The sequence below is a fragment of the Hydrogenovibrio sp. genome, assembly GCF_049975065.1.
Lineage (GTDB): Bacteria > Pseudomonadota > Gammaproteobacteria > Thiomicrospirales > Thiomicrospiraceae > Hydrogenovibrio.
The window spans coordinates 1-6,233 of the sequence record NZ_JBNGDN010000079.1; the positions used below are offsets into that span (position 1 = coordinate 1).

Sequence of the window (6,233 nt, forward strand, 5' to 3'; positions counted from 1 at the left end):
TGGTTACGCGCTTCCACCAACTCCTTCAGCTTGGCATCTTCCTCCGCATGCGCTTCCGCATCTTTCACCATCGCTTCAATTTCGTCTTCGGACAGACCGGAAGACGCTTGAATGGTGATGTGCTGTTCTTTATTGGTGGCCTTGTCTTTCGCCGAAACGTTCAGGATACCGTTGGCATCAATGTCGAACGTCACTTCGATTTGTGGCGTACCACGCGGTGCCGGCGGGATTTCGTCCAAGTTAAACTGCCCCAGCGACTTGTTGCCAGAAGACATTTCGCGCTCACCCTGCAGCACGTGAATGGTCACGGCAGACTGATTGTCTTCCGCCGTTGAGAAGGTTTGCGACTTCCGTGTCGGAATCGTGGTGTTCTTCTCAATCAACTTGGTCATCACGCCCCCCATGGTTTCAATCCCCAAGGACAGCGGGGTCACGTCCAGCAACAGCACGTCGTTGACATCACCGGAAAGCACGCCCCCCTGAATGGCCGCACCCATAGCGACCGCTTCATCCGGGTTCACGTCTTTACGTGGCTCTTTACCGAAGAATTCTTTAACAGCCGCCTGAACCATTGGAACGCGTGTGGAACCCCCCACCAAAATAACATCATCAATTTCAGATGCGGATAAACCGGCGTCTTTAAGCGCTGTCTTACAGGGGTCGATTGAACGTTGCACCAATTTCTCGATCAAGGATTCGAACTTGGCACGGGTGATTTTCATGTTCAAGTGTTTCGGACCGGTCGCATCCGCCGTGACATACGGCAGGTTGATGTCGGTCTGTTCACGCGAGGACAGCTCGATTTTGGCTTTTTCCGCCGCTTCACGCACACGTTGCAACGCCAATTTATCCAGTTTTAAATCTACGTTCTGGTCTTTCTTGAATTCTTCAGCGATGTAATCCACGATGACATTATCAAAGTCTTCCCCACCCAAGAAGGTGTCACCATTGGTCGAAAGCACTTCGACTTGTTTTTCACCGTCCAGATCGGCTACTTCGATGATGGAAATATCGAAGGTCCCGCCACCCAGATCGTACACTGCGATTTTGCTGTCGCTTTTGACTTTATCCATACCATACGCCAAAGCCGCTGCCGTCGGTTCGTTGATGATACGCTTCACTTCCAGACCGGCAATTTTACCGGCATCTTTGGTGGCTTGACGTTGCGAGTCGTTGAAGTAGGCCGGAACGGTAATAACCGCTTCGGTCACTTCGTGCCCCAGATAATCTTCGGCGGTTTTCTTCATTTTCATCAAGGTGCGCGCGGAGACTTCCTGAGGAGACAGCTTTTTGTCGCCCACTTCCACCCAAGCATCACCGTTGTCGGCTGCCACGATTTTATAAGGCACCATGTCCTTGTCTTTTTTCACCACATCGTCTTCGGCACGACGACCGATCAGACGCTTAATGGCAAACAAGGTGTTTTCAGGGTTCGTGACCGCTTGACGCTTGGCCGAGTCCCCGACCAAAACCTCGCCGTCGCTGGCATACGCCACGATGGACGGCGTGGTACGCGCACCTTCCGCGTTTGGAATGACTTTGGTTTCTTTACCTTCCATAACCGCCACACAGGAGTTGGTGGTTCCGAGGTCAATACCGATAATTTTTCCCATTCGATTTTCTCCAAATTTCAATGCTTTGCAATGCAAAGCGAACTCATTTTTTAACAATAACTTCATTGGTTACAGTGTATATATGGCGTCAAAAGCCGTATTCAAGCGTAATCCAAATTTTTTTCACTTTACTGTGCGACCACCACCCGAGCCGGGCGCACCAGACGCTCGTTCAGCACATAGCCCTTCTGAAAAACCTCCATCACCACTTGTGACTCGTGATCCGGCGACGGCACCATGGTCATGGCTTCGTGCAACTGTGGGTTAAATTTCTCACCCGCGGGATCCACACGCTCCACATTAAATTTCTGCATCACATCCAAAAATTGCTTAAACGTCATCTCCAAACCTTCACGAATACTGTCGGCGGAGGCATCCTCTTTCGATGCCGCATCCAGGCCCATTTCCATGGAGTCCAGTACCGGCAGCAATTCGCCAACGAATTTTTCCAACGCAAATTTATGAGCATTTTCCACATCCATGCGCGTGCGACGCTTCAAGTTTTCCATATCGGCCAGGGTGCGCAGCGCCAATTCCTTTTGCGCTTCGGCTTCCCGCTTGGTTTCCGAAAGCATGGCTTCCAAGTCGTGTTCAACCGCATCTTCGGCCTGATGGGTTTCCTCAGAAACACCGTCTTCCGCAGTTGGAATCGGCTCTTCGTTCAGTTCTGTCTTGTTTTCAGACATAAAAATTTCTCCAGAAATTAATGACAATCGAAAAGGGTAATGGGGGCGCTTGACGGGCTTTCAACCCCGGCGACCATCGAATCATGCACATAATTGATGAAAACTCAGGTTCATTCAAAAAATGGGACTACTTATTCAATAGTGAACTGAGAATCCGTGCCGTCATATCGACATGCGGCACAATTTTGTCATACGGCATGCGGCTGGGCCCCACCACGCCGAGCACCCCCAGCACCTCACCATCCCGTTCATAGGGCGTGGTGATGACGCTGCAATTTTGATAAATCTCATTACCGCACTCACGGCCGATAAACACTTGAACCCCCTTCGCCTGCATACTTTTATTCAGCAACGCCAGCATTTCGGAGTGTTCTTCAAACGACTGAAATAACGCCCGCAGTTTTTCCGCATCCGCCAACTCATCGTAATTCAATAAATTGGTTTTACCGGAAATAAAATAGGGCATTTTCGGCTGCATTTTGCTGCCAATGGCTTCGTCCGTCGCTTCGACAATCGACACCATCAGTTGATCCATGGTTTGCCGCAATTCATCCATGCGTTTGACCAATAACGACTTGACCTCGTGCAAATGACGCCCCGAAAAATGGGTGTTCAGATAATTAGCCGCCTGTTCCAAATGCGAGGCCGACACCGCCGATTCGAATTCAATCACCCGGTTTTGCACATCCAAATCATTCAACACCAGCACCACCAGCGCCCGTTTATCACTCAAACGCACAAAATCGATGTGGCGCAACACCTCCTGCTCCTGATTCGGCAGCATCACCAGGCTCGCCATGCCGGTCAAGCCAGACAGTATCTGCGAAGCCGACCCCAATAACTCCTGCTGCGTCTGCGCCTTATCAAACCCCTGCTGAATTTGTTTCTGATAATGGGCATTGAGCGGTTGAACGGTTAGAATTGAATCGACAAACACCCGAAAGCCATGATCCGTCGGCACGCGTCCCGCCGAAGTGTGTGGCGAATGAATCAACCCCATTTTCTCCAGATCCGCCATCACATTGCGAATGGTGGCGGAACTGACCCCCACATCCGGCATTTTCGCCAACAAGGATGACCCCACAGGTTTCCCTTCGTTTAGGTATAATGCCATCAGGTGTTTGAACAGCAGTTGTGATCGTTCATTCAGGTTCATATCGACTCGGTGACTCAGCGGTTTTCTTAGTAACCTTACGATTATGGGGATTGACGGTCATTTTTCAAGTCACACTGCCCAAGCCGCCCCAGCTGCGAGAACAAGGAAGTAGCAATGTTCCATAAAATCGGCATTTTTGCAAAATACAACGGCATTCAATCCTGGGATGTCATCGATAAACTGATTCTGTATTTTCAAGACAAACAGAAACGGGTTCTGCTGGATGAACGCTCCTGCTCCGACTTTCCCATTGACCGCTACGGCATTGAACGTCTGCCGCGCCCGGAACTGCTTAAAACCATTGACTTCGCCATTGTCGTCGGCGGCGACGGCACTTTTTTGGATGTCGCACGCGCCATAGTCGATTATCAGGTGCCACTCCTGGGCGTCAATCTCGGCCGCCTCGGGTTTCTCACTGACGTCTCACCCGACACCATGTTCGACACCCTTGACGAAGTCCTGGCGGACAATTACCAATGTGAAGAACGCACCCTGCTGAAAGTGGTGGTGCAAAAAGAAGGCGAAACCCTATTCGAAGAAGTGGCCTTTAACGATGTGGTGCTGCACAAAAACGACTCCCCACGCATGATTGAATTCGAAACCTTTGTCAATCAACGTTTTTTAAACAGTCAACGTTCCGATGGCCTGATCGTCTCAACGCCGACCGGCTCCACCGCCTACTCCCTTTCCGCTGGCGGCCCGATTGTCGATGCCGGGCTGAACGTCATCACGCTGGTGTCAATTAACCCGCACACCATGAGCAACCGCCCGGTAGTGGTCTCCGGCGACAGCGAGATTCGCATTCGACCCCACGCCAACTGTTGCGGCGTCGCGTCCATTATCTGTGACGGGCAACGCTCCTTTCAGTTTATGACCCATTACGAAACCATTGTGACGCGCCATCCGAATTTTATTAAAATGGTGCACCCCAAAAACCATGATCATTACGAACTGCTCAGAGCCAAGCTCAACTGGGGACAAAAGCTGTAAAATCTAAAAACTTCCCAAGTGGACGCGATACAAGGATTAAGCCACACCATGTTACAAGAGTTGACCATTCAAAATTTGGCGCTGATTGAAAAACTGCATTTAACCTTTGAAGCGGGCTTCACCACCCTCACTGGCGAAACCGGTGCCGGCAAATCCATTCTGCTCGATGCCCTCGGGCTGGCACTCGGCGAACGTGCCGACAGCACGCTGGTACGCCACGGCACCCCCAAAGCCGACATCACCGCCGACTTCGACATTCACCGCCTGCCCAGTGTTCAGGCCTGGCTAAAAGACAACGAACTCGACGAAGACAACAGTTGCCTGCTGCGCCGCACCCTCACCGCAGAAGGGCGCTCTAAAGCTTACATTAACGGCTTGCCCGCCTCGGTATCGCAGCTCAAGCAACTCAGTGCCCAGCTCATTGACATTCACGGTCAGCACGAACACCAATCCCTGATGCACAGCCGTCAGCAACTCGACCTGCTCGACGCCTACGCCCAGCACCCAACCCCCCTGGCACAGACCGCAAAAAACTACCAGGCCTGGCAAAAATTGAATCAACGTTACGAAGAACTGCACGCTTCGCAAGCGGATCGCCAGAGCAAACAGGCATTATTGGAATTTCAATTGTCGGAATTCGATAAGGTGCACCCGCAAGCCGATGAATTTGAAACCCTCTCCGAAGAGCAAAACACCCTGTCGCACGCCAGCGAAATCAAACAAGCGGTGCACAACGCTTACGAAGCCATTGAAGGCGACGACGGCCTGACCCACAAACTGTCACAAGCCATTGCCGAACTGGAAAACGTCAGCGACTTTTCCCCGCAACTGAGCGAGGCACTGGCGCAACTTAACTCCATCCAAATCGACTGTCAGGCCGTGGCCGACGACATTCAAGCGCAAAACCATCATGTCGAACTCGACCCAGAGCGCCTGCAACAAGTGGACGAACGTCTGGCCGAACTCTTCGGACTGGCGAAAAAATACCAACTCGACCCAGAACAACTGGTCCGCAAGCATCACGAAATTCGCGAGGCGCTCGCCGAACTCACCGACTCGGATCAATCCTTAGACACCTTGAAACAGGACATCGACCAGGCCTGGCAAAACTTCACGCAGGCCGCCGACAAACTGCACCAATCCCGCCGGAAAGCCGCCAAACAACTCAGCGATAACGTCACCGCCGCCATGCAAACGCTGGGCATGGAAAACGGTCACTTTCAAATCGACGTTGACACCACTGACAAAGCCAGCGCCCTCGGCTTGGACAAGGTGCAGTTTCAAGTCAGCGCCAACAAAGGCCAGCCATTGCAACCGCTGGCCAAAGTCGCCTCCGGCGGGGAACTCTCGCGCATCAGCCTCGCCATTCAAGTCGCCAGCGCCGAAGTCGCCAGCCTGCCCTCGATGATTTTCGACGAAGTGGATGTCGGCATCGGCGGCGGCATCGCAGAAGTGGTCGGTCAGAAAATGCAACAGCTTGGACGCCATCGCCAAGTCTTCTCCATCACTCATCTGGCACAGGTGGCCGCTTACGGCGACCAGCAACTGCACATTCGCAAACGCACCGAAAAGAATCAAACCAAAACCCAAGTGCAGCCACTGGATGAAAGCGAGCGCGTCCAAGAGCTGGCGCGTATGCTCGGCGGCGTCCAACTCACCGAACACACCCTAAAACACGCCGAAGAAATGCTCACCCTCGCACAACAGCGCAAACTCTAAAAATGAGGACAGTGTGACATTTGTGACATTTCGCCAGGCCTGGTGATATTGGTTTTTTGAACCACAGAG

Annotated in this window: 5 protein-coding genes; 2 read left to right on the forward strand and 3 right to left on the reverse strand. The window is 52.2% G+C overall.

The genetic code is table 11. The features are described from left to right. The 3 genes from dnaK to hrcA all read right to left on the reverse strand — a co-directional run. Window positions 1-1,613 (reverse strand): molecular chaperone DnaK (dnaK, locus tag ACP5D0_RS08700; RefSeq protein WP_472365323.1); only part of this gene is annotated, 1,613 nt, incomplete at its 3' end. Window positions 1,614-1,741: 128 nt separating this feature from the next. Continuing rightward, window positions 1,742-2,299 (reverse strand): nucleotide exchange factor GrpE, encoded by a 558-nt coding sequence (grpE, locus tag ACP5D0_RS08705; protein ID WP_472365325.1) that lies wholly within the window; start codon window positions 2,297-2,299, stop codon window positions 1,742-1,744. A 127-nt stretch (window positions 2,300-2,426) separates the two neighbouring features. Then, window positions 2,427-3,455, reverse strand: coding sequence for a heat-inducible transcriptional repressor HrcA (gene hrcA / locus ACP5D0_RS08710; protein ID WP_472365326.1), 1,029 nt, complete (start codon window positions 3,453-3,455; stop codon window positions 2,427-2,429). A 114-nt stretch (window positions 3,456-3,569) separates the two neighbouring features. Here hrcA and ACP5D0_RS08715 point away from each other — a divergent pair, with 114 nt between their 5' ends. Both ACP5D0_RS08715 and recN read left to right on the forward strand, forming a co-directional pair. After that, window positions 3,570-4,445, forward strand: coding sequence for an NAD(+) kinase (locus ACP5D0_RS08715; RefSeq protein ID WP_472365327.1), 876 nt, complete (start codon window positions 3,570-3,572; stop codon window positions 4,443-4,445). Between the two features lie 48 nt (window positions 4,446-4,493). Then, window positions 4,494-6,164, forward strand: a complete 1,671-nt coding sequence (gene recN, locus ACP5D0_RS08720) for a DNA repair protein RecN (RefSeq protein ID WP_472365328.1) — start codon at window positions 4,494-4,496, stop codon at window positions 6,162-6,164. Window positions 6,165-6,233: the final 69 nt, after the last annotated feature.

Bases quoted from the DNA above. Each gene is read 5' to 3' on its own strand.
- recN (WP_472365328.1), top strand. From the start codon at position 4,494: ATGTTACAAGAGTTGACCATTCAAAATTTGGCGCTGATTGAAAAACTG.
- hrcA (WP_472365326.1), bottom strand. From the start codon at position 3,455: ATGAACCTGAATGAACGATCACAACTGCTGTTCAAACACCTGATGGCA.
- ACP5D0_RS08715 (WP_472365327.1), top strand. From the start codon at position 3,570: ATGTTCCATAAAATCGGCATTTTTGCAAAATACAACGGCATTCAATCC.
- grpE (WP_472365325.1), bottom strand. From the start codon at position 2,299: ATGTCTGAAAACAAGACAGAACTGAACGAAGAGCCGATTCCAACTGCG.